This is a genomic window from Paenactinomyces guangxiensis, assembly GCF_016055185.1.
GTDB classification, from domain to species: domain Bacteria; phylum Bacillota; class Bacilli; order Thermoactinomycetales; family Thermoactinomycetaceae; genus Paenactinomyces; species Paenactinomyces guangxiensis.
Genome location: NZ_JAECVR010000043.1, coordinates 1 through 6,507, shown reverse-complemented (window position 1 = coordinate 6,507; position 6,507 = coordinate 1). Strand labels below are relative to the sequence as shown.

2 protein-coding genes are annotated in these 6,507 nt (G+C 47.8%); both read left to right on the top strand.

All coding sequences use genetic code 11. From position 1 onward, the window contains the following. A partial coding sequence (locus tag I8U27_RS19940; RefSeq protein WP_198065924.1) for a condensation domain-containing protein occupies nucleotides 1-1,779 on the top strand: 1,779 nt, incomplete at its 5' end. Between the two features lie 46 nt (nucleotides 1,780-1,825). Further along, nucleotides 1,826-6,507: non-ribosomal peptide synthetase (locus I8U27_RS19935; protein WP_198065923.1), on the top strand; the 4,682-nt coding region annotated here is incomplete at its 3' end.

The following is a 6,507-nucleotide window of genomic DNA, read 5'->3' as shown; positions in this document are numbered from 1 at the left end:
ATGATCCCGGCATCCTTTGTGGAACTGGAAAAACTCCCCCTGACTCCCAATGGCAAAGTGGATAAAAAAGCACTGCCGGAGCCGTCAGGACGGATGCAGACAGGTGCAGAATATGTGGCTCCCACCAACCCGATAGAGGAAATGCTTGTCAGGGTCTGGCAGGAAGTATTGGGAATCGAACAGGTGGGAATCCATGATAACTTCTTCCGATTAGGCGGGGATTCCATTAAAGCAATTCAGATTGTTTCACAACTAAACAGGCAGAACCAGAAGCTGGAAATGAAACATCTGTTTCAAAATCCAACGGTATCAGAGCTTGCCCCTTATATAGAATCGTATCAGACAATGGCGGCACAAGGGGTTGTTAAAGGGGAAGTGGAGTTAACACCCGTTCAGCGATGGTTTTTTGAACAACATTTTGCTGATCCCCATCACTGGAACCAGTCCATGATGCTGTATAACCGTAAGGGATGGGATCCAAAAGCGGTAGAGCAGGTGTTTCGCAAATTGACCGAGCACCATGATGTCCTGAGAATGACATATTATGTTAACGGAGAGAAAGTAATACAAACCAACCGCGGACTAGATGGTAAATTTTTTGAGCTCCATGTCTGTGATCTAACCCGGGATACAGATGTGATGATACAAATCGAACGTGAGGCCAACCGATTGCAGCGGAAAAACAACTTAAGCCATGGCCCTCTGGTGCAACTGGGGTTGTTTCAAACTGCAGATGGGGATCATCTTTTGATTATCATCCATCATCTGGTAGTAGACGGAGTCTCATGGCGTATTTTACTGGAGGATTTTGCCACAGGATACCAACAAGCGATCCGGCAGGAAGTGATTGATCTCCCTGCAAAAACACACTCTTATCAAATTTGGAGTCAAAAGCTGTGGGAATACGCGAATAGCAAGAAGTTTTTGCAAGAGCTTACCTACTGGAAAGAAATAGATAAGATGAAGGTTCCTCCACTTCCGGGCGACCAGGGGGAGATGGATCGTTATTTAATAAAGGATAGCGAAGTGGTCAATATCAGCTTGACGGAGGAAAAGACGAACCAATTGCTCACCAGTGTTCACAGGGCTTATCACACCGATATCAACGACTTGTTGCTTGCTGCCCTGGCGTTCACGATCAAAGAGTGGACAAACGAAGATAAGGTAGCTGTAAGTCTGGAAGGGCACGGGCGTGAGGAGATTATCGAAGGAATCGATATAACACGAACAGTCGGATGGTTTACATCTATCTATCCAGTCGTGTTTGATCTTAAAACAAATGATCTGTCTTATACCATCAAGTCCGTGAAAGAAACGTTGCGGGAGATCCCTAACAAAGGAGTGGGTTATGGGATTCTGAAATACCTGACCAGCCAGGAAAACAAGGATTTCATGACTTTCAATCTGCGTCCGGAGATCAGTTTCAACTATTTAGGGCAGTTTGATCAAGATGTGCGAACGGAAGCGTTTAGTCTGTCTTCTTTGCCGATGGGGGAACAGATGAGTCCAAGGTCTCAGGATCTCTATAAACTGGATGTTATTGGTATTGTAGAGAGTGGAAAACTACAATTCGTCTTCCGTTACAACCAAAAAATATACAACTATCAACATATTGAAGGACTGGCAGAGCGTTTTAAGGATCACTTGCTCCGAATTGTTTTCCATTGTATGGAGCAGGAGGAAGAGGAACGAACTCCCAGTGATTTTACTGCCCATGAGGAGTTAACGCTTGAAGAATTGGAAGATGTTTTTGGAGTATTAGAGGAAATGGAAAAGTGAAGCGTGACAAAAGGGGCATTTAACATGCTAAGAGGTGTTGGGAAATATGTTTGACAGAAAAAATGTAAAAGATATCTACGGATTGTCTTCCTTGCAGAAAGGAATGTTGTTCCACTATTTAAAGAATCCGAGTAGTTCCGCCTATTTTGAACAAACTGTTTTCCGGATCGAGGGGGAAATAAATCCCATCTATTTGGAGGAAAGCTTTAATGGATTAATTCAAAAGTATGATATTTTCAGGACTCTCTTTCTGTATGAAAAAGTAAATCAGCCGATGCAGGTGGTGCTTAAGCAAAGAAAAGCCTCTATTTTCTTTGAAAATATTTCTCACCTGAAAGAGAAACAAAAAGAAAGTTATATAGAGGAGTTTAAACAAAAGGACCGGGAGAGGGGTTTTAATCTCTCCCGGGATCCACTTGTACGCTTATCCCTTCTGCAAACAGGAGCAACTCAGTATCAATTGATTTTAAGCTTTCATCACATCTTGATGGATGGTTGGTGTATGGGGATTGTTATTGATGATCTGATGCGTATGTATCAACAACGAATGAACCGTGAACCAATCACCATAGAGAAAATTCCGTCCTACAGTGAGTATATCCGCTGGTTAAAGAAACAGGATGAGGAAGAGGCGCGTGTTTATTGGAAAGAGTATTTAAAAGGGATTGAACATCTGACAGAGATTCCCCGCCGGACTTCCGGAGAAACGAAATCATATGTACATGAAGAGGTTACTTTTTATTTGAGCGCGGAACAAACTCAGAAACTGTCACAGTTGGCCAGGATGTATCAAGTAACGTTAAATACGGTTTTTCAGGCGATTTGGGGCATCTTGTTACAAAAATATAACAATACCAATGATGTGGTATTTGGTTCTGTTGTATCAGGCAGACCTGCAGAAATCCGGGATGTAGAAAAGATTGTCGGTTTATTCATCAATACCATTCCGGTCCGGATTTGCAGTGACGAAAATGAGGCATTTGCCGATTTGATCAAAAAAGTGCAGCAATCTGCTTTAGCATCAGAGCAGCATGATTATCTGTCTCTGGCTGAGATCCAGGCACAACACCCATTCTCCAACCGACTTATTAATCATATCGTCGTATTTGAAAACTATCCTTTTAGTGAGGATGACTCCGGCGAAGAGCTTGGTTTTAAAATCATTGATGTGGCTGGCTTTGAACAGACCAACTATGATTTGAACGTCGTCATCGGGATGGATCAAGAGCTGAATGTGAAGTTAAGCTTCAACAATGAAACATACACATCCCGGTTTATGGAGAATATCTTCAACCATTTGCAACAGGTTATTAGACAAGTATTGGCCAATCCACACATTCAGCTGAAAGATATAGAAATCGTCTCCGAAAAAGAGAAGCGTCAGCTCTTGCTGGAGTTTAATGATACAAAAGCTGATTATCCCTGGGAGAAAACCATCCATCAGCTGTTTGAAGAGCAAGTGCAGAAAACACCGGATCATATGGCCGTGGTGTTTGGAGCAGAACAGTTGACTTACCGGGAGTTAAATGAACGGGCCAACCAGCTGGCCCGGGTCTTGCGGGAAAAAGGGGTCCGGCAGGATCAGATCATCGGGCTCTGGGTGGAAAACTCCCCGTGGATGATGGTGGGGATGTTGGCCATTCTCAAAGCGGGCGGAGCTTATTTGCCGATGGATCCCAATTATCCGCCGGAACGAATCCGCTGCATGCTGGAGGACAGCGGAGCCGGGCTGCTCCTGGTGCATGGGCAGCTTGAGATTCCAGAGGATTATACCGGTGAGGTGCTGGACCTTGCTGATGATCAGTGGTACCAGGGAGAAGCTGCCAATCTGGAAAAGGTAAACCAGCCGCAAGACCTGGCCTATGTGATTTACACCTCCGGTTCGACAGGAAAGCCAAAGGGAGTGATGGTGGAACACCGTTCCCTGGTCAACCTCTCCACCTGGCACAACCGGTATTACAAGGTAACCGAACAGGACCGGAGTACCAAGTTTGCCGGATTTGGCTTTGATGCCTCTGTGTGGGAAGTGTTCCCCTATCTGATCGCGGGTGCGTCCATCTGCATCATTGAAGAGGAAATGCGGACAGATGTAGATGCCCTTAACCAGTATTTTGAGGAACAAGGAATTACGATCAGCTTTTTGCCGACACCATTGGCGGAACAGTTTATGGACTTGGAAAACCAATCGCTGCGGGCGTTACTGGTGGGCGGAGACCAATTACACCGGGTCAAAGAGAGGAACTACCACATTGTAAACAACTACGGGCCGACGGAAAATACAGTTGTAACCACCAGTTGTCCCGTTCAGCCGCAAGCATCCGTGTTGCCGATCGGCCGTCCGATTGCCAATAACCGGGTGTATATTTTGGACGCCAACCAGCAGTTGCAACCGGTGGGAGTGCCGGGGGAATTATGCATCGGGGGAGAGAGTCTGGCCCGCGGGTATTGGAATCGGCCGGAGTTGACCGCCGAGAAGTTTGTGCCCGATCCGTTTGCACCCGGAGAGCGGATGTATAAAACGGGGGATTGGGCCCGCTGGCTGCCGGATGGGAACATTGAGTATCTGGGACGCATCGATGACCAGGTGAAGATCCGGGGATACCGGATTGAACTGGGGGAAATGGAAGCACAACTGCTCAAGCACCCGGCGGTGAAAGAAGCGGTTGTAACTGCCCGCAAAGATAACTGGAACCAGGCGGATCTCTGTGCTTATGTAGTCCCGGATGACACACTGGATATTCCTAAATTACGCCAATATCTGGCGAAGTCGTTGCCTGACTACATGATCCCGGCATCCTTTGTGGAACTGGAAAAACTCCCCCTGACTCCCAATGGCAAAGTGGATAAAAAAGCACTGCCGGAGCCGTCAGGACGGATGCAAACAGGTGTGGAATACACGGCTCCAACCAATCAAACAGAAGAAATCATTGCCCGGATCTGGGAGGAAGTTCTGGGAGTGGAACCGGTCGGGATCCATGATAACTTCTTTGAACGGGGCGGCCATTCGCTGAAAGCCACGATGCTGGTATCCCGGATGCAAAAAGCCCTGGAAGTGAAAGTTCCGTTGCGGGAAGTATTTGCCCGGCCCACGGTAAAGGAGATGGCCGCTTACGTCAAAGAGGCGGAAGGCTGTTCCTATGCTGCGATTCAACCTGCGGAAGAACGGGATTTTTACCCCGCCTCCTCCGCGCAAAAACGGTTGTATGTGATTCAAGGATTTGAAAATGTGGGTTCCGGTTATAACATGCCAGTCATTCTGGAGGTAGAAGGCCCTTTAGACCCGGAACGTGTGCAGAATGCATTTGCCTCCCTGGTACAAAGACATGAAGCGTTTCGCACGTCGTTCCACTTGATGGACGGGGAGCTGGTGCAGAAAATTCATCCCCAGGTCATCCCCAAGATCAACCGGATGACGGCGGCAGATCAAACAGAGGTAAAAAAGTTAGTCAAATCCTTTATCCAACCGTTTGATTTGAGCGAGGCCCCATTATTGCGGGTGGGTCTGATCCGGGTGGATGATGAACGGCATGTGCTGATGATCGATATACACCATATCATCTCAGATGGAATGTCCATGAATATTCTGATCCACGAGTTTGTGAAGCTGTATCAGGGGAAAGATCTGCCGGAGCTCAGGATCCAATACAAAGACTATGCCGTCTGGCAGCAGAGGTTCACGCAAACGGAACAACTGAAGGAACAGGAAAAGTACTGGTTCAACCAGTTCGCGGGAGAACTGCCGGTCCTGGAATTGCCGACCGATTACCCGCGGCCCCCGGTGCAACAGTTTGACGGGGATGTGGTTACATTTGAGCTGAAGCCGGAACTGGCGGAAAAGCTGAAGCAACTGGCGTCCAGGCATAAAACCACTCTGTATACCTCGCTCCTTGCGGCGTACAATGTATTGCTGATGAAATATACCGGACAGGAGGACGTGATTGTCGGTTCTCCGGTTGCCGGCCGGCCCCATGCCGGCCTGGAGCGGATCCTGGGGATGTTTGTCAACACCCTGGCGATCCGGAACCAGCCCGCAGGCAGCCAGACATTTACAGCCTTTTTGGCCGGGGTGAAAGAACAGGTGCTGGGGGCTCACGAGCATGCCGATTATCCTCTGGAAGAGTTAGTGGAGAAGCTGGACATCCGCCGCGACTTAAGCCGGAACCCGCTGTTTGACACCATATTTGTGCTGCAAAATCTGGAGATGTCCAAACTTGAGATTCCGGGGCTCACCTTTAAACCTTATGAACTGGAATGGAAAAAAGCCAAATTTGATCTCACCTGGACCGCTGTGGAAGGGGAGACGCTGTCCTTTGCAGTGGAATACAGCACATCCTTGTTCAAGCGGGACACGATCGAGAGAATGGCTGAGCATTTTATTCACATCCTGGAGCAAATTGTTCACCACCCGGAGATTTGTTTATCTGAGATTGAACTGGTAACGGAAACAGAGAAACAACAGTTGCTGGTGGAGTTTAATGATACAAAAGCTGATTATCCCCGGGAGAAGGTGATCCATGAGCTGTTTGAAGAGCAAGTGCAGAAAACACCGGATCATATGGCCGTGGTGTTTGGAGCAGAACAGTTGACTTACCGGGAGTTAAATGAACGGGCCAACCAGCTGGCCCGGGTCTTGCGGGAAAAAGGGGTCCGGCAGGATCAGATCATCGGGCTCTGGGTGGAAAACTCCCCGTGGATGATGGTGGGGATGTTGGCCATTCTCAAAGCGGG